Origin of the sequence: Streptomyces sp. 130 (assembly GCF_007096885.1) — a bacterium.
Classification (GTDB): domain Bacteria; phylum Actinomycetota; class Actinomycetes; order Streptomycetales; family Streptomycetaceae; genus Streptomyces.
The window spans coordinates 1-16,420 of sequence record NZ_VJNO01000057.1 but is presented as its reverse complement, the minus strand read 5'-3'; the positions used below and the strand labels follow the sequence as shown (position 1 = coordinate 16,420).

13 protein-coding genes and 2 tRNA genes are annotated in these 16,420 nt (G+C 70.2%); 4 read left to right on the top strand and 11 right to left on the bottom strand.

Annotated elements, in window-relative coordinates; all coding sequences use genetic code 11:
* Positions 1-2: 2 nt before the first annotated feature.
* Together FKN01_RS30380 and FKN01_RS30375 are read right to left on the bottom strand one after the other, a co-directional pair.
* Positions 3-1,523, bottom strand: a complete 1,521-nt coding sequence (locus FKN01_RS30380; protein WP_143625872.1) for a folylpolyglutamate synthase/dihydrofolate synthase family protein — start codon at positions 1,521-1,523, stop codon at positions 3-5.
* Between the two features lie 112 nt (positions 1,524-1,635).
* Complete coding sequence (locus tag FKN01_RS30375) at positions 1,636-4,257, bottom strand: valine--tRNA ligase (protein ID WP_143625871.1); 2,622 nt, start codon at positions 4,255-4,257, stop codon at positions 1,636-1,638.
* 139 nt (positions 4,258-4,396) lie between these two features.
* Between FKN01_RS30375 and FKN01_RS30370 the strand changes: the two genes are divergently transcribed.
* On the top strand, positions 4,397-5,392 hold the full coding sequence (locus tag FKN01_RS30370; RefSeq protein ID WP_143625870.1) for a hypothetical protein: 996 nt from the start codon (positions 4,397-4,399) through the stop codon (positions 5,390-5,392).
* A gap of 78 nt (positions 5,393-5,470) precedes the next feature.
* On the opposite strand, the gene clpX is transcribed toward FKN01_RS30370, so the two are convergent.
* The 5 genes from clpX to FKN01_RS30345 form a co-directional block, all read right to left on the bottom strand.
* The gene (gene clpX / locus FKN01_RS30365; RefSeq protein WP_018103185.1) at positions 5,471-6,769 is read right to left on the bottom strand and encodes an ATP-dependent Clp protease ATP-binding subunit ClpX; all 1,299 of its coding nucleotides are present in this window, start codon (positions 6,767-6,769) and stop codon (positions 5,471-5,473) included.
* Positions 6,770-6,923: 154 nt separating this feature from the next.
* Positions 6,924-7,607, bottom strand: a complete 684-nt coding sequence (locus tag FKN01_RS30360) for an ATP-dependent Clp protease proteolytic subunit (RefSeq protein ID WP_018518168.1) — start codon at positions 7,605-7,607, stop codon at positions 6,924-6,926.
* A gap of 77 nt (positions 7,608-7,684) precedes the next feature.
* On the bottom strand, positions 7,685-8,290 hold the full coding sequence (locus tag FKN01_RS30355; RefSeq protein WP_185993056.1) for an ATP-dependent Clp protease proteolytic subunit: 606 nt from the start codon (positions 8,288-8,290) through the stop codon (positions 7,685-7,687).
* 265 nt (positions 8,291-8,555) lie between these two features.
* A complete protein-coding gene (tig, locus tag FKN01_RS30350; RefSeq protein ID WP_143625869.1) occupies positions 8,556-9,938 on the bottom strand; it encodes a trigger factor in 1,383 nt (460 codons plus the stop codon).
* A gap of 165 nt (positions 9,939-10,103) precedes the next feature.
* Positions 10,104-10,180 (bottom strand) — tRNA-Pro (locus tag FKN01_RS30345).
* A gap of 151 nt (positions 10,181-10,331) precedes the next feature.
* Here FKN01_RS30345 and FKN01_RS30340 point away from each other — a divergent pair.
* Positions 10,332-10,402 (top strand) — tRNA-Gly (locus FKN01_RS30340).
* Positions 10,403-10,459: 57 nt separating this feature from the next.
* On the opposite strand, the gene FKN01_RS30335 is transcribed toward FKN01_RS30340, so the two are convergent.
* Positions 10,460-10,654 carry a hypothetical protein gene (locus FKN01_RS30335; protein ID WP_143625868.1) on the bottom strand — a complete coding sequence of 65 codons (195 nt, stop codon included), beginning with the start codon at positions 10,652-10,654 and terminating at the stop codon, positions 10,460-10,462.
* A 485-nt stretch (positions 10,655-11,139) separates the two neighbouring features.
* Here FKN01_RS30335 and FKN01_RS30330 point away from each other — a divergent pair, with 485 nt between their 5' ends.
* The gene (locus FKN01_RS30330; RefSeq protein WP_185993055.1) at positions 11,140-12,300 is read left to right on the top strand and encodes an acyltransferase family protein; all 1,161 of its coding nucleotides are present in this window, start codon (positions 11,140-11,142) and stop codon (positions 12,298-12,300) included.
* 82 nt (positions 12,301-12,382) lie between these two features.
* Here FKN01_RS30330 and FKN01_RS30325 read toward each other — a convergent pair whose 3' ends face one another.
* Entirely contained in the window at positions 12,383-12,868 is a 486-nt protein-coding gene (locus FKN01_RS30325; protein WP_143625866.1) for an HD domain-containing protein, read from the bottom strand.
* 145 nt (positions 12,869-13,013) lie between these two features.
* Here FKN01_RS30325 and FKN01_RS30320 point away from each other — a divergent pair, with 145 nt between their 5' ends.
* Positions 13,014-14,204: a cation:proton antiporter gene (locus FKN01_RS30320; RefSeq protein ID WP_143625865.1), complete on the top strand. Its 1,191-nt coding sequence runs from the start codon at positions 13,014-13,016 to the stop codon at positions 14,202-14,204.
* A gap of 36 nt (positions 14,205-14,240) precedes the next feature.
* Here the strand turns inward: FKN01_RS30320 and FKN01_RS30315 are convergent, their stop codons facing one another.
* Complete coding sequence (locus FKN01_RS30315) at positions 14,241-15,386, bottom strand: PP2C family protein-serine/threonine phosphatase (protein ID WP_143625864.1); 1,146 nt, start codon at positions 15,384-15,386, stop codon at positions 14,241-14,243.
* A 105-nt stretch (positions 15,387-15,491) separates the two neighbouring features.
* Complete coding sequence (locus FKN01_RS30310) at positions 15,492-16,301, bottom strand: Fpg/Nei family DNA glycosylase (RefSeq protein ID WP_143625863.1); 810 nt, start codon at positions 16,299-16,301, stop codon at positions 15,492-15,494.
* Positions 16,302-16,420 lie beyond the last annotated feature (119 nt).

Sequence of the window (16,420 nt, the reverse complement as noted above, 5' to 3'; positions counted from 1 at the left end):
GGTCAGCGCCTTCCCAGGAGCAGCCGGGCCTCGCCGACCGTGATCACGGAACCGGTCACCAGGACTCCGGCGCCCGCGTACTCGTCCTCTTCCTCGGCGAGGGTGATCGCCGCCTCCAGCGCGTCGTCCAGCCGGGGTTCGACCTGCACCCGGTCGTGGCCGAAGACCTCGACGGCGACGGCCGCGAGGGCGTCGGCGTCCATGGCGCGCTCGGTGGAGTTCTGGGTGACGACGACCTCGGCGAAGATCGGCTCGAAGGCTTCCAGGAGCCCCCGCACGTCCTTGTCGCCGCTGGCGCCGACCACCCCGATCAGCCGGGAGAAGCCGAACGCCTCGGACAGGCCCTCGGCGGTGGCGCGGGCGCCCGCCGGGTTGTGCGCCGCGTCCAGGACGACGGTCGGGCTGGAGCGGACGACTTCGAGGCGGCCGGGCGAGACCACCGAGGCGAACGCGGCGCGCACGATGTCGGCGTCCAGCGCGCCGGGCTGCTCGGCGCCGACGCCGAAGAACGCCTCGACCGCGCAGAGCGCCACCACCGCGTTGTGCGCCTGGTGGGCGCCGTACAGCGGGAGGAAGATGTTGTCGTACTCGCCGCCGAGGCCGCGCAGGGTCAGCAGCTGGCCGCCGACCGCGATCTCGCGGGAGACCACGCCGAACTCCATGCCCTCGCGGGCGACGGTGGCGTCGGCCTCGACGGCCTTCTTCAGCATGACCTGGGCGGCGTCGACGGGCTGCTGGGCCAGGATGACCGTGGCGCCCCGCTTGATGATCCCGGACTTCTCGGTCGCGATCTCGCCCGGGGTGTTGCCGAGGCGGTCGGTGTGGTCCAGCGAGATGGGGGTGACGACGGCGACGGAGGCGTCGATGACGTTGGTCGCGTCCCAGGTGCCGCCCATGCCGACCTCGACCACGGCGACGTCGACCGGCGCGTCGGCGAAGGCCGCGTACGCCATGCCGGTCAGCACCTCGAAGAAGGACAGCCGGTAGGGCTGCTGGGCGTCGACCATCTCGACGTACGGCTTGACGTCCTCGTACGTGGAGATGAACCGCTCCGGGTCCACCGGGGCGCCGTCCAGGCTGATCCGCTCGGTGATCGACTGGACGTGCGGCGAGGTGTAGCGGCCGGTGCGCAGGTCGAAGGCGCCGAGCAGGGCCTCGATCATGCGGGCGGTGCTCGTCTTGCCGTTGGTGCCGGTGATGTGGATCGAGGGGTACGCGCGCTGCGGCTCGCCGAGGACGTCCATCAGGGCGGCGATGCGCGTGACGGACGGCTCCAGCTTGGTCTCGCCCCAGCGGCCGGCGAGCTCCTGCTCCACCGCGCGCAGCGCCTTGTCGACCTCGGGGTCGGCGGGCCGGGCGGGGAGCTCCTCGGCGCGGGGCGGCCCGGAGGCGGCGCGAAGCGTGCGGCTCCCGGCCTCGATCACCGCCAGGTCGGGGTCGCGCTGGGTCGCTTCGTCCACGATCTCCGCGAAGGTGTCGTCGGGGTCGGACGCGTCGGGCCGGTCGGGGCGGGGCTCACTCACGGGCCCCAGTCTACGGATGGCCGCGGACATCGCGCGCAGCCGCCCGGGGGCCGGACACGCCGGAGCCCCCGCGCCCCTCGGGTGAGGGGGGCGGGGGCTCCGGGTCGTCGTCTCAGCTCTGCGGGAGGGCCGCCAGCTGACCGGTGATCCGCTCGATGTCGGCCTCCGCCTTCGCGAGCCGGCCGCGGATCTTGTCGACCACGTTGTCCGGGGCCTTGGCGAGGAACGCCTCGTTGCCGAGCTTGGCGCCCGCCTGGGCGACCTCCTTCTTCGCCGCCTCCAGGTCCTTCGTCAGCCGCTTGCGCTCCGCGGCCACGTCGATCGTGCCCGACAGGTCCAGCGCGACGGTCGCCCCGGCGACGGGGAGCGAGGCGGTGGCCTGGAAGCCGTCCCCGGCCGGCTGGAGCCTCAGCAGCTGCCGCATGGCCGCCTCGTGCGGGGCGAGCGGGGTGCCGGACAGGGTCAGCTCGGCCGGAACCTTCTGGCCGGGCTGGAGGCCCTGGTCGGAGCGGAAGCGGCGGACCTCGGTGACGACCTGCTGGACGAGCTCGATCTCCCGCTCGGCGGCGTCGTCGCGGAAGCCGGAGTCCTTGGGCCAGTCCGCGATCACGACGGACTCGCGGCCGGTGAGCGCGGTCCACAGGGTCTCGGTGACGAAGGGGACGACGGGGTGCAGCAGGCGCAGCAGCTTGTCCAGGACCTCACCGAGGACGCGCGCCGAGACCCGGGCCCCGTCGCCGCCCGCGAAGAACGTCGTCTTCGACAGCTCGACGTACCAGTCGAAGACCTCGTCCCACGCGAAGTGGTAGAGGACGTCGGCCAGCTTGGCGAACTGGTAGTCGTCGTAGTAGGCGTCGGCCTGGGCGACGACCTTGTTGAGGCGCGAGAGGATCCACCGGTCGGCCGCGGACATCTCGTCGGCGGAGGGCAGTTCGCCCTGGACGGTGGCGCCGTTCATGAGCGCGAAGCGGGTCGCGTTCCAGATCTTGTTGGCGAAGTTGCGGGACGCCTTGACCCAGTCCTCGCCGATCGGCACGTCCGCGCCCGGGTTGGCACCGTTGGCCAGCGTGAAGCGGACGGCGTCGGAGCCGTACGCGTCCATCCAGTCGATCGGGTCGACGGCGTTGGGGTTGGACTTCGACATCTTCTTGCCGAACTCGTCGCGCACCAGGCCGGTCAGCGCGACCGTCTTGAACGGGACCTCACCGTCCATGGCGTACAGGCCGAACATCATCATCCGGACGACCCAGAAGAAGATGATGTCGTGGCCGGTGAGCAGGACGTCGGTCGAGTAGAACTTCGCCAGGTCCGGGGTCTCCTCGGGCCAGCCCAGCGTGGAGAAGGGCCACAGACCGGAGGAGAACCAGGTGTCGAGGACGTCCTCGTCCTGGGTCCAGCCCTCGCCGCTCGGGGGCTCCTCGCCGGGGCCGACGCAGACGACCTGACCCTCGGGGCCGTACCAGACCGGGATGCGGTGGCCCCACCACAACTGGCGCGAGATGCACCAGTCGTTGAGGTTGTCGACCCAGTCGAAGTACCGCTTCTCCATCTCCTTGGGGTGGAGCACGACCCGGCCGTCGCGGACCGCGTCGCCGGCGGCCCTGGCGAGCGTCTCGACCTTGACCCACCACTGCAGGGAGAGCCGGGGCTCGACGGTCGTCTTGCAGCGCGAGCAGTGGCCGACGGCGTGCGTGTACGGGCGCTTCTCGGCGACGACGCGCCCCTGGTCGCGCATGGCCTCGACGATGGCGGACCGGGCCTCGAAGCGGTCCAGCCCCTGGAACGGGCCGGGCACCGTGATGATGGCCCGCTCGTCCATGATCGTGAGCATGTCGAGCCCGTGCCGCTGCCCGATGGCGAAGTCGTTCGGGTCGTGGGCCGGGGTGACCTTGACCGCGCCGGTACCGAACTCGGGGTCGACATGGGCGTCGGCGACGACCGGGATGGTCCGGTCGGTGAGCGGCAGCTTGATCCGCTTGCCGATGAGGTGGGCGTAGCGCTCGTCGTCGGGGTGGACGGCGACGGCGGTGTCACCGAGCATCGTCTCGACGCGGGTGGTGGCGACGACGACGCTCTCGTCGCCCTCGCCGTACTTCAGCGAGACCAGCTCGCCGTCGTCGTCCTGGTAGTCGACCTCGATGTCGGAGATGGCGGTCAGACAGCGCGGGCACCAGTTGATGATGCGCTCGGCGCGGTAGATCAGCCCGTCGTCGTAGAGGTTCTTGAAGATCGTCTGGACGGCCTCGGACAGTCCCTCGTCCATGGTGAAGCGCTCGCGCGACCAGTCCAGACCGGCTCCGAGGCGTCGCAGCTGGCCGAGGATCCGGCCGCCGTACTCCTCCTTCCACTGCCAGGTCTTGGCGACGAAGGCCTCACGGCCGATGTCGTGCCGGGACTTGCCCTCCTCGGCGAGCTGCTGCTCGACCTTGTTCTGCGTGGCGATGCCCGCGTGGTCCATGCCGGGCAGCCACAGCGTCTCGTAGCCCTGCATGCGCTTGCGGCGCGTGAGGGCGTCCATGAGCGTGACCTGGAAGGCGTGCCCCAGGTGCAGGGCCCCCGTGACGTTCGGCGGCGGGATGACGATCGTGAACGGCGGCTTGTCGCTCTTGGCGTCCGCCTCGAAGTACCCGCGTTCTACCCAGCGCTCGTACAGCTTCCCCTCTACCTCGGCCGGCGTGTACTGGGTCGGCAGTTCGGGGGTGCTGGCTTGCTGCTGCGCTGGGTTCTCGGTCACGCGGACAGTTTAGAGCCGTCACGGGAGTGCCCCGAAACCGGTTTGTTCCGTAACGGTGTGCCTCCCGGTGGCCCGCCCGCGCGTGCCTTCCGTCAGGATGTTCGCAACGCGTAAGTATCACGAACAGGGGACACCGCAGATGAGCTACAACCAGCCGGGGCCGTACGGTGGCCAGCCGCCGCAGGGCCAGCCCGGACCGTACGGCCAGCAGCCGGGCCCGTACGGCGGTCAGCCGCCGCAGGGCCAGCCCGGCTACGGCTACCCGCAGCAGGCCCCCCAGGGCGTCCCGCCCCAGCAGCAGCCCCAGCCGGGTTACGGCTACCCGCAGGCGCAGCAGCCGGGCCCGTACGGGCAGCAGCCGCCCACCCCGCCGTACGGCGGCCAGCCGGTCTACGGGCAGCAGCCGGGCTTCCCCCCGCCGGCCCCGCAGAAGAAGAAGACGGGCCTGATCGTGGCGGCGGCGGTCGTGGCGCTGGCGGTCGTGGCGGGCGGGGTGTACTTCTTCACCTCGGACAGCGGCAGTTCCTCCGTCGCGTCCTCCACCAAGGGCTACAAGCTGACGCCGCCGGAGACGGTGGACGACTACAAGCGGGACAGCAGCGCCTCCGACAACAAGTCCGGCCCGCTGACCGGCAAGGACAAGACCGAGACCGAGGCGATGGGCGTCAAGTCGCCCAACGAGGCCAGCGCCAGCTACGCCAGCGGGGACATCGAGAAGAACCCGCTCACGGCGAAGATGCTCATGCTGAAGGGCGTCTGGGGCGAGGTCGAGGACCCGGCGAAGACCGTCGACGCCGCGTTCGCGAGCGCCAAGGAGGAGATGGGCAAGGACGAGGGCGACGACGACAGCGAGGTCTCACTCGTCGGCTCGCCCGAGAGCGTCTCCCCCAAGGGCTTCGACGGCGCCCTGATGAAGTGCCAGACCCTGAAGACGATCAACAAGGACGCCGACGGCTCGGTGCAGAAGGGTCCGAAGGAGCTCAACACCCCCGTCTGCATCTGGGCCGACTACAGCACCGTCGGCATCGTCTTCGCCATCGACCTCGGCGCGGCCATGACCAACAAGAGCATGCCGACCGAGGACGTGGCAGACCTCGCCGCCAAGCTCTACAACAGCTCCCGCACCAAGATCTGACCCGCGGCAGCACGAAGGGGCGCCCGCCGGTTCCTCCGGCCGGGCGCCCCTTCGCGTACGTACGTCTACCGCACCGCGTTACGCGGACTTCTCGTGGCGGCCCTCGTCGCCCTTGCCGATCGTGCGCGGCTCGCGCGGGACCAGCGTCGGGTTGACGTTGTTGCGGACCACGTCGGCGGTGATGACGACGCGGGCGACGTCCTTGCGGGACGGGACCTCGTACATCACCGACTGGAGGACCTCCTCCATGATCGCGCGCAGGCCGCGCGCGCCGGTCTGGCGCAGGATCGCCTGGTCGGCGATGGCCTCCAGCGCCTCGCGCTCGAAGTCCAGCTCCACGCCGTCGAGTTCGAACAGCCGCTGGTACTGCTTGACCAGGGCGTTGCGCGGCTCGATGAGGATCTGGAGCAGGGCCTCGCGGTCGAGGTTGTGGACCGAGGTCAGGACGGGGAGGCGGCCGATGAACTCGGGGATCATCCCGAACTTCACCAGGTCCTCCGGCATGACCTCCTGGAACTGGTCGCTGGCCTGGATCTCCCGCTTGGAGCGGATCGTGGCGCCGAAGCCGATGCCCTTGGCGCCGGCCCGGGACTCGATGATCTTCTCCAGGCCGGAGAAGGCGCCGCCCACGATGAACAGCACGTTCGTCGTGTCGATCTGGATGAACTCCTGGTGCGGGTGCTTGCGGCCGCCCTGGGGCGGCACGGAGGCGGTGGTGCCCTCCAGGATCTTCAGCAGGGCCTGCTGGACGCCCTCGCCGGAGACGTCACGGGTGATCGACGGGTTCTCGCTCTTGCGGGCGACCTTGTCGATCTCGTCGATGTAGATGATCCCGGTCTCGGCCTTCTTGACGTCGTAGTCGGCGGCCTGGATCAGCTTCAGCAGGATGTTCTCGACGTCCTCGCCGACATAGCCGGCCTCCGTCAGCGCCGTCGCGTCCGCGATGGCGAACGGGACGTTGAGCATGCGGGCCAGCGTCTGCGCGAGCAGCGTCTTGCCGGAGCCGGTGGGGCCCAGCAGCAGGATGTTGGACTTGGCGAGCTCGATCGCGTCGTCGCGGCCCGCCCCGCCGCCGTTCTCGCCGGCCTGGACCCGCTTGTAGTGGTTGTACACAGCGACCGAGAGGGCCTTCTTCGCGGGCTCCTGCCCGACGACGTACCCCTCAAGGAACTCGTAGATCTCGCGGGGCTTGGGAAGCTCTTCCCAGCGGACCTCGCTCGTCTCGGCGAGCTCCTCCTCGATGATCTCGTTGCAGAGATCGATGCACTCGTCGCAGATGTACACACCGGGACCCGCGATGAGCTTCTTCACCTGCTTCTGGCTCTTTCCGCAGAACGAGCACTTGAGCAGGTCGCCGCCATCACCGATGCGTGCCACGAGGTGCTTCCCCTTCGCCTGGGAGACGCCTGGTTCAGCGGCTCCTGTGCCTCTATCCGACGGTACCTTGCCCGGCCCCCCGTACGGGCCCCCCTTGGCACGGTTCACACGGCCGGAGCCGGGTGCCTCAGCCGTGCCAAGGGGCCGGGGCGGGTCAGGCGAGCGCGCCGGCCGCGCTCTTGCGGGTCGACACGATCTGGTCGACCAGGCCGTAGGCCAGGGAGTCCTCGGCGGTGAGGATCTTGTCGCGCTCGATGTCGTCGCGGATCTTCTCGATCGGCGTGGTGGAGTGCTTGGCCAGCAGCTCCTCCAGCTGGGTCCGCATGCGCAGGATCTCGTTGGCCGCGATCTCCAGGTCGGAGAGCTGCTCGCGGCCGGTCTGCGAGGACGGCTGGTGGATCAGCACGCGGGCGTTGGGCAGGGCCATGCGCTTGCCCGGGGTGCCGGCGGCGAGCAGGACCGCGGCGGCGGAGGCCGCCTGGCCCATGCAGACCGTCTGGATGTCCGGCTTCACGAACTGCATCGTGTCGTAGATCGCGGTGAGCGCGGTGAACGAGCCGCCGGGGCTGTTGATGTAGATGGAGATGTCCCGGTCCGGGTCCATCGACTCCAGGCACAGCAGCTGCGCCATGACGTCGTTGGCGGACGCGTCGTCGATCTGCACGCCGAGGAAGATCACGCGCTCCTCGAAGAGCTTCGCGTACGGGTCGTACTCGCGCACGCCCTGCGAGGTGCGCTCCACGAAGCGCGGGACGATGTAGCGGTTGTCCACCTGCGGGCCCGTGTAGAGGCCGCTCGCGGAGGCGCCGGGGAAGTTGTTCATGTGGGTGTTCACCATCCTGGTGGCGTTCTGTGGCTGGGTGTCTCGGCGTACGAGAGATGCGGTGCGGTACGGGCGCTGTCCGGGGGTCCGGATCAGGCGCCGGTGCCGCCGCCGCCCGGAACGCCCGACGCGATCGAGATGATCTCGTCAATGAGGCCGTACTCCTTGGCCTCCTCCGCGGTGTACCAGCGGTCGCGGTCGCCGTCGCGGATGATCGTCTCCACGGTCTGGCCGGAGTGGCGGGCGGTGATCTCCGCCATGCGCTGCTTGGTGCGCAGCAGGTACTGGGCCTGGATCTTGATGTCCGAGGCCGTGCCGCCGATGCCGGCCGAACCCTGGTGCATGAGGATGTCGGTGTTCGGGAGCGCGAAGCGCTTGCCGGCGGTGCCGCCGGTGAGCAGGAACTGGCCCATGGAGGCCGCCATGCCCATACCGATGGTGACGACGTCGTTCGGGATGTACTGCATGGTGTCGTAGACCGCCATGCCGGCCGTCACCGAACCGCCGGGGCTGTTGATGTAGAGGTAGATGTCCTTCTCGGGCTCGGCCGCGAGGAGGAGCAGCTGCGCGGTGATCTTGTTGGCGATCTCATCGTCCACCTGCTGGCCGAGGAAGATGATGCGCTCGCCGAGCAGCCGGCTGTAGACCTGGTCACCGAGGCCACCACCGAGGGACGGCTCTCCGGCGGCGTAGGGCATCAGATTCGTCACGTATCCACCTGCTCGTCTCTGACGGCTCCGGCCGTCTCAGCGTCTTCGTACCGGGTGGGCCGGGACTACCCGACCCTTCCTCTTCATGGACCCTAACGCGCAGGTGGAACAACGCCATCCCGCTTCCGCGACTGTTCGCTGGGAGCGCAAGGTCCGCAGCTGGCACAAGGGTTGTGGCGTCACGTCCGCCGGTACGACGAAGGGCTCCGGACGCGGTGGCGTCCGGAGCCCGTCGCGGGGGTCAGCGCGAGGCTCAGGCCTCGGTCTTCTCCTCGGAGTCGGTGGCGGCGGCCTCGGTGGCCTCGGCCTCCGTGGTCTCCTCCTCGTCGTCCTCCAGGTCGACGACCTCACCGTTGGTGTCGACCACCTTGGCGGCCTCGACCACGACGGCGAGCGCCTTGCCGCGGGCGACCTCGCCGACGAGCATCGGCACCTGGCCGCCCTCGACGACGGCCTGGGCGAACTGGTCCGGGCTCATGCCGGAGGAGGCGGCACGCCGCATGAGGTGCTCGGTGAGCTCCTCCTGGTTGACGTTCAGCTTCTCCTTGTTGACGAGCTCGTCCAGGATGAACTGGGTCTTGATGCCCTTGACGGCCTGCTCGGAGGTCTCGGTCTCGAACTCCTCGGCGGTCTTGCCCTGGATCTCCAGGTACTTGTCGAGGGTCAGGCCCATCTGGCCGAGCTGGTGGTGCTCCAGGTTGTGCTTGCGGGTCTGGATCTCGTCCGCGAGCAGCTTCTCCGGGATCGGGACCTCGGCGAGCTTCAGCAGCTCCTCCAGGACGCGCTCCTGGGCCTGGGTGGCCTGCTCGTACTGCTTGGTGTTCTCCAGGCGCTTGCGGCTGTCGGCCTTCAGCTCCTCCAGCGTGTCGAACTCGCTGGCCATCTGGGCGAAGTCGTCGTCCAGCTCGGGGAGCTCACGGGCGGCGACGGCGGTGACCTTGACGGTGACCTCGGCGTCCTTGCCCTCGGCGGAGCCGCCCTTCAGCTGCGAGGTGAAGGTGGCCTCGCCGCCGGCCTCGAGACCGGTCACGGCGTCGTCGATGCCGTCGAGGAGCTCGCCGGAACCGATGGTGTACGAGACACCCTCGGCCACGCCGTCCTCCAGGACCTCACCGTCGACCTTGGCCTCCAGGTCGATCGTGACGACGTCGCCCTCGGCGGCGGCGCGCTCGACCGGGTTGGTGGAGGCGAAGCGGCCGCGCAGCTGCTCGACGGCCTTCTCGACGTCCTCGTCGGTGACCTCGACGGCGTCGACGGTGACCTCGATGCCGGAGTAGTCCGGGATCTCGATCTCGGGGCGCACGTCCACCTCGGCGGTGAAGGCCAGCAGCTCGCCGTCCTTCAGCTCCGTGATGTCGACCTCGGGCTGGCCGAGGACGTTGAGCTCACCCTCGTTGACGGCCTCGGTGTAGAACTTCGGGAGCGCGTCGTTGACGGCCTCCTCCAGCACAGCACCACGGCCGAACCGCTGGTCGATGACCCGGCTGGGGATCTTGCCCTTGCGGAACCCCTTCACCGTGACCTGCTGGTTGATCTTCTTGTACGCCGCGTCGAGGCTGTCCTTGAGCTCCTCGAAGGGCACCTCGATGCTGAGCCGAACCCGGGTCGGGTTCAGGGTCTCCACGGCGCTCTTCACGGTTCGGTCTCCTTGGTGGCTGACTTCTTGGGGTTCTGCTCCGCCGCACAGGAGGCGGCTTCGCGGACCGAGCCCGGTACATCAGACACACGGGCACGCATTTTGCATAGTAACGGCAAGGGGGAGAACTCCCGCAACGCGATCTTGCACGCACGGTCTTGCCGGTGGTCGGGGTGGCCGGATTCGAACCGACGACCTTCCGCTCCCAAAGCGGACGCGCTACCAAGCTGCGCCACACCCCGTCGGTGCGACACGTAGGGTACATGCAGTAAGGCACCGCTCCGGCCGCTTTCGGCGGGGACGTCGGCCGGGGTCGTCAAGGGGTGTGCGGGCAGCGCCCGCGACCCGCTACGATGCTTGTCGTGCCGAGGTCCGCGTGACCTGCGGTGCCGTGCGGGCGTAGCTCAATGGTAGAGCCCTAGTCTTCCAAACTAGCTACGCGGGTTCGATTCCCGTCGCCCGCTCCGATTCGTGAAGGGCCCGGTCCGGTGGACCGGGCCCTTCGCGTCGTGGCCGGCGGCTCAGAAGTTGATCTGGCCTATCGAGTCGATGATCGAGTTCATGAACCGGTTGATCGACGGTCCCATGCCGGTCGGCGCCAGGAAGAAGCCGAAGAGCGCCGCGACGATCGCGGGGCCCGTCTTGATGGAACCGCTCCGGATCATGACGACCAGGACGATCCCCAACAGAAGCACCACAGACAACGAAATGGCCACGACTGCTCACACCCTCGGTCGGTCCGCCTTGCCGGCCCGGAGATGTGCGGCCGTGCACCCTCCGTCGCTTCCATCGTGCCACCAACTCCCGCCGAGGTGTGGCCGGGTGACGTATCGACCTGTCGATATCGCGCCATCCTGCGCCCCCTTGTGCCCCCTGTGCGCCGACTCCGTGCCCCGGCTTTTTGCGTCGACTCCGTGCACCGACCGGACGGACCGTCCGCCGGGCCGGGGCCGGTCACGCGGTCTCCGGGAATGCGCGACGATGATCGTTTCCGTATCCACACACTTCATTCACAGGCGAATTCGATGTCGAACGCGAGGTAATTCACTTCGGTCAACTGCCTGATAATTTGCCCCATTTGATGGGGATTAAACAGGTCATAACGGGCACATTCTGCTGGTTTGCCATTTGATATGCAGGGAAGACGCGCTATTCAACGGCGGTTTTACGGATGGCAATCGACACGTCTAGGGTGCCTCAGATGTCCCACGCTCCGAACGCAATGCAGAGGGCCACACTCCCCCCGGCGACCGGGGAGGCGGAGCCCAGACACCCTGCGCCGACGGCGACCGCGAAGGCCCCCGGACCAGCAGCGGACCGGCCCGCCCGGAGCGGCGGGGCCAAGCAGCGTGACGCCTTCTTCGACAACGCCAAGTACCTCGCCATCGTGCTCGTCGCGGTGGCGCACTCCTGGGTGCCGGTCATGGACGGGAGCCGGACCGCCCGGGCGCTGTACATGGTGGTCTACACGTTCCACATGCCCGCCTTCATCCTCATCTCGGGCTATTTCTCCCGGTCGTTCGACCTGAGCCCCAGGAAGGTGAGGCGGCTCGTCACCGGGGTCGCCGTGCCCTACGTGGTGTTCGAGACGGCGTACTCGCTGTTCCGGCGGTACGCGAACGACCAGCCGGACGCGGCCGTCAGCCTGCTGGACCCCTGGTACCTGACCTGGTTCCTGGCCGCCCTGTTCATCTGGCGGCTCACCACACCGGTCTGGCGCAACCTCCGCCATCCGCTGGCCGTTTCGCTCGTGATCGCCGTTCTCGCCTCGCTCGCACCCAGCATCGGTGACGACCTCGACCTGCCGCGCGTCCTGCAGTTCCTGCCCTTCTTCGTGCTCGGACTCCAGCTGAGGCCGGAGCACTTCGAGCTGGTCCGCCGCCGCGAGGCCCGGCTGTTGGCACTGCCGCTCTTCGCCGGGGCCCTGGTCTTCGCGTACTGGGCGGCGCCCCGGATGCAGCTGGGCTGGTTCCTGCGGGACTCCAGCGCCCAGGACATGGGGGCGCCGTGGTGGTCGGGCGCGGTGATGACCCTGGCGATGTTCGGCTGCGCGACGCTGCTGACGGCCGGATTCCTCGCGCTGGTCCCGCGCCGCCACATGTGGTTCACGGTGCTCGGCGCCGGCACCATCTGCGGCTACCTGCTGCACGGCTTCCTGGTGAAGGGCGCCGACTACGCGGGGATCTTCGACGACCACGCGTGGCTGGTCGGTCCGGCGGGCCTGGTGATCGTGACCGTGGTCGCCTCCACCGCCGTCACCTTGCTGTGCACCCCGCCGGTGCGGCGCGTCCTGCGCTGTGTGACCGAGCCGGACATGGACTGGGCGTTCCGCCGGGACGCCCGGGACGCCGCGAAACCCTGACCTCTCCGCACGCCCTGCGAAGCCCGGCCCAGGCGGCCGGGCTTCGTCGTGTCCGCGGGCGGTGCCGACGGGCGGTGTTGGCTCAATCCCGCCCCTGCGAGGGCGCATCCGGTGCGGTGAGCCCCAGCAGCTCCCGTACCCGCGCATACTTCGCGGTCAGCCGGGTACGCACGGCCGGCTCCAGCACCGCGAGGCGGGCCGGGTCGGCGTTGTGGGCGAGGTCGGCCTCCTTGACCAGCAGGGCGCCGGGGGTGGCCAGGATGCGCCGGGCGTACGCCTCCGGCTCCTCGCCCGCCCGCTTGGTGACGGCGAGCACCATGTCCTTGACGGCCTGCGGCAGGGCGGCCCCGGCCAGCCACTCGGCCGACAGCGCGTCGTCCTCGACCGCGTCGTGCAGCCAGGCCGCGGCGATCTGCTCGTCGCTGCCGCCCCGGCTCCGTACGCCCTCCGCGACGGCCGCGAGGTGTTCCGTGTAGGGGCGGCCGGCCTTGTCCCGCTGGGCGGCGTGGGCCTCGCGGGCCAGGGCCTCGACCTCGGCGAGGGTCAGCTGAGCGTGTGATGCGGTCATGGCGAGGACTCTAGGCGCACCTCTCCCCGCGGTCCGAAGAGTTGCAACGTCAATCGTTCGGTAAACTAACTTCTGACCATTCCTTGACGATCTCTTGACTCTTCGAAAGGCCAGGCTCATCGGACACGCAGACACACTCATCGCCATGGGCGGCGCCTTCCTCGCCGCCGCGGTCCTCGCCCGCGCCGGCCGCCGCATCGGACTGCCCACGATCCCCCTGTTCATCCTGGCCGGAATCCTGCTCGGCCCGCACACCCCCGGCATCGTCCTCGTCGCCGACCCGCACGACCTGGAGATGCTCTCCGCGCTCGGCCTGGTGCTGCTCCTCTTCTATCTGGGTCTGGAATTCCATCTGGACGACCTCAAGGCGGGCGGCCGCAGGATGGCGGTCGCCGGGGGCACCTATCTCGCCCTGAACGTCGGCGCCGGGCTCGGCTTCGGCTTCGCGCTCGGCTGGGGCACCTCCGAGGCGCTGGTCCTCGCCGGGGTGCTCGGAATCTCCTCGTCCGCCATCGTCACCAAGGTCCTGGTCGACCTCGGGCGGATCGGTAATCCGGAGACCCGGCCGATCCTCGGGATCATCGTCGTGGAGGACGTCTTCCTCGCCCTGTACCTGGCGGCCCTCCAGCCCATCCTGTCCGGCGCCGACAGCCTCGCCGCGGCCGTGACCGACGGCGGCAAGGCGTTCGGCTTCCTGCTGCTGCTCGCCCTGGCCGCCCGGTTCGGCACCCGGGTCGTCGGCAAGCTGATCGGGACCAAGGACGACGAACTGCTGGTCATCTCCTTCCTCGGGGCCGCCGTCCTGGTGGCCGGGATCTCGGAGTGGTTCGGCGTCGCGGACGCGATCGGCGCCTTCATGGTCGGGCTGATGCTCGGCAGCACGTCGTCGGGCGAGCGCATCCGCAAGCTGGTGCACCCGCTGCGCGACGCGTTCGGCGCGATCTTCTTCTTCGCCTTCGGGCTCTCCATCGACCCGGGCGACCTGCCCACCGTGCTCTGGCCGGTGCTGGCCGCCGTCGCGGTCACCCTCGCGACGAACGTGTGCGCCGGGATCGCCGCCGCCAAGGTGTACGCCTTCGGACCGCGGGCCACCGCGAACATCTCGACCACCCTGGTGGCGCGCGGCGAGTTCGCGCTGATCCTCGCCACGATGGCGGCGGGCGCCGGCCTCGACGAGCGGCTCTCCCCGTTCATCGCGGGTTACGTGCTGGTCCTCGCGGTCCTCGCGCCGCTGGCGGCCGGGCGCTCGCACTGGCTGGCCCGCTTCCTGCCGGGCGAGCCGGAACCGGCGCTCCGGGAGCCCGCTCCGGCCGGGGCCGGCTCAGGACGTCCGTAGGCTCAGGACGTTCAGGACGTCCGTGAGCTCGGACCTTCAGGACTTCCGTGACAGGAGCAGCAGCGCCCGGTCGTCGTTGACGTCCTTGGCGCACGCCTCGATCAGGTGCCAGGCCGCGCCCTCGAAGCCGGTGCTGACGTAGCGGTCGGCCTCGCCGGTGAGCCGGTCGATGCCCTCCGCGATGTCCCGGTCGGACGCCTCCACCAGTCCGTCGGTGAACAGCATCAGCACGTCACCGGGGGCGAGATGGCCCTTGACCGGGTCGAACTCGGCGCCGTCGTACACCCCGAGCAGCGGGCCCTCCGCCGCCTTCTCCTCCCACTGGCCGCTGCCGGCGTGGAGCTGGAGGGCCGGCGGGTGGCCCGCCGAGAGGAGTTCGTAGTCGCCGGTCTCCAGGTCGAGGACCAGGTGGATCGAGGTGGCGAAGCCCTCGTCCCAGTCCTGGCGCAGCAGATAGCCGTTGGCGGCGGGCAGGAAGCCGTGCGGGGGCAGCGAGCCCAGGAGCCCGCCGAAGGCGCCGGACAGCAGCAGGGCGCGGGACCCGGCGTCCATGCCCTTGCCGGAGACGTCGGTCAGGACGGCTTCCAGGGTGCGGCCACCGTGGGTGCGGGCCGCGACGACGAAGTCGCCGGAGAAGGACTGCCCGCCGGCCGGGCGCAGCGCCATCTCGCGGTGCCAGCCCTGCGGGAGGCGGGGCAGCGAGCTCTGGACCCGGATGCGTTCACGCAGGTCGAAGAGCATGGTGCCGCCGCGCCGCCAGGGCACCCCGACCCGGGCGCGGAACTGGGCGAGGACCAGCCCGAAGAACCCGCAGGCGGCGACGGTGAGCACGGTGCCGGGGGTGACCCTGGCCGGGCCGTCCCCGTAGGGACCGAGCCGGACCGACTCCACGATGAGGGCGACGGCCGCCGCCGCGTACAGGCCGAGGAGGCTGGCGGGGCGCAGCAGCAGGCCGCCCGCGACGATCGGCAGGACGAGCATGGTGGGCGCCCACCAGACCGGGTCGACCAGGGTGAGGCAGGTGATGACCGGGATGACCAGGAAGAGGCCGGCCAGGGCGATCCAGTCGGAGCCGTCGCCGCGGAAGTAGTCGACCCCGGACCGGCGCAGCGTGATGTAGACCCGGTGCGCCGATTTCCGCCATCGGGCCGGGTACGTCTCTGCTCCTGCGCGTCGGGCCATTGCGGGGACCTTATCCACCCGGCGGCCTCCGGTGCAGGGGGACCCCGTGACAATGTGTTCGAAATCGGCCCGGCCGGTGCCGTACTCGCGGGTCGTGCGCGGGGATCACGCGGACTGGCAGCCGGGGCACCAGAAGAGGTTGCGGGCGGCCAGGCCGGCGGTGCGGATCTCGGTGCCGCAGATGTGGCAGGCCTGGCGGGCGCGCCGGTAGACGTAGACCTCGCCGCCGTGATCGTCCACGCGGGGCGGGCGGCCCATCGCCTCGGGCAGGTGCTCGGGGCGGACGGTGTCGATCCGGTTGTTCCGTACCCCCTCGCGCATCAGCGCGCCCAGGTCCGCCCAGATCGCGTCCCACTCGCGCCGGGTGAGGTCCTTGCCCGCCCGGTACGGGTCGATGCCGTGCCGGAACAGCACCTCGGCCCGGTAGACGTTGCCGACGCCCGCGATGACCTTCTGGTCCATCAGCAGGGCGGCGACGGTGATCCGGCTGCGGGAGATCCGCTGCCAGGCGCGTTCGCCGTCCTCGCCGGCGCGCAGCGGGTCGGGGCCGAGGCGGTCGTGTATCGCGCGCTTCTCGGCGTCCGTGATCAGGGCGCAGGTGGTCGGGCCGCGCAGGTCCGCGTGGTGCGCGTCGTTCACCAGGCGCAGCCGGACGGTGTCGGTGGGCGGCGGGGCCGGCACCGGGCCGAAGTGCAGCTTGCCGAAGAGGCCGAGGTGGATGTGGACCCAGCCGGTGTCGCCGAAGGAGAGGAAGAGGTGCTTGCCGTGGGCGTCGGCCGTGTCCAGGACGTGGCCGTCGAGCAGGGCGGCGCTGTCGGAGAACTTGCCCTGCGGGCTGCTCACCCGCACCGGCCGGCCGGCGAAGCGCTCGCGGTGGTCCGCGGCGAGGCGGTGGATCGTGTGTCCCTCGGGCACGGTGGCGGGTCTCCTGGGTGGTGCGTGGGGGCGGACATGGCCGTGGGGGGGGGGGGGGGGGGGGGGGGGGGGGGGGGGGGGGGGGGGGGGGGGGGGGGGGGGGGGGGGGGGGGGGGGGG

What these genes read in the sequence shown, in the direction of transcription:
- FKN01_RS30370 (WP_143625870.1), top strand. Translation starts at nt 4,397, where the DNA reads ATGAGCTACAACCAGCCGGGGCCGTACGGTGGCCAGCCGCCGCAGGGC.
- FKN01_RS30360 (WP_018518168.1), bottom strand. Translation starts at nt 7,607, where the DNA reads ATGGTGAACACCCACATGAACAACTTCCCCGGCGCCTCCGCGAGCGGC.
- FKN01_RS30355 (WP_185993056.1), bottom strand. Translation starts at nt 8,290, where the DNA reads ATGCCCTACGCCGCCGGAGAGCCGTCCCTCGGTGGTGGCCTCGGTGAC.
- FKN01_RS30330 (WP_185993055.1), top strand. Translation starts at nt 11,140, where the DNA reads ATGTCCCACGCTCCGAACGCAATGCAGAGGGCCACACTCCCCCCGGCG.
- FKN01_RS30325 (WP_143625866.1), bottom strand. Translation starts at nt 12,868, where the DNA reads ATGACCGCATCACACGCTCAGCTGACCCTCGCCGAGGTCGAGGCCCTG.
- FKN01_RS30320 (WP_143625865.1), top strand. Translation starts at nt 13,014, where the DNA reads ATGGGCGGCGCCTTCCTCGCCGCCGCGGTCCTCGCCCGCGCCGGCCGC.
- FKN01_RS30315 (WP_143625864.1), bottom strand. Translation starts at nt 15,386, where the DNA reads ATGGCCCGACGCGCAGGAGCAGAGACGTACCCGGCCCGATGGCGGAAA.